The organism is Salmonella sp. SAL4457, from assembly GCF_046548235.1.
Lineage (GTDB): Bacteria > Pseudomonadota > Gammaproteobacteria > Enterobacterales > Enterobacteriaceae > Salmonella > Salmonella enterica.
Genome location: NZ_JBGDZO010000854.1, coordinates 1 through 256, shown reverse-complemented (window position 1 = coordinate 256; position 256 = coordinate 1). Strand labels below are relative to the sequence as shown.

Annotated in this window: 1 protein-coding gene; it reads right to left on the bottom strand. The window is 66.0% G+C overall.

Annotated elements, in window-relative coordinates; genetic code table 11:
* On the bottom strand, positions 1-256 hold a 256-nt coding region (locus ACLJNW_RS26605), incomplete at both ends, for a manganese catalase family protein (RefSeq protein WP_410961567.1).

Sequence of the window (256 nt, the reverse complement as noted above, 5' to 3'; positions counted from 1 at the left end):
CCTCCTGCTCAGTCTCGGACAGGTTCACGCTGGCCGTGCCGTCGCCTCCATCCAGGGCCGGCTGTGGCGCCTCCACGTATTCCCAGCCATCACCCTCGTTCCAGGACCCGCGCGTGTCGCCCTCGCCGCGCGACATGTTCAGGTAACGCCGGGCGAACTCCGGCATCCCTTGCAGCTTGCCTTGCTGGAAGTTCGGCTGGATCGAGTGCAGGGCCTTTTCGAAGGAAAGCTGGTGCGCCAGCTCGCGGGTCATGAG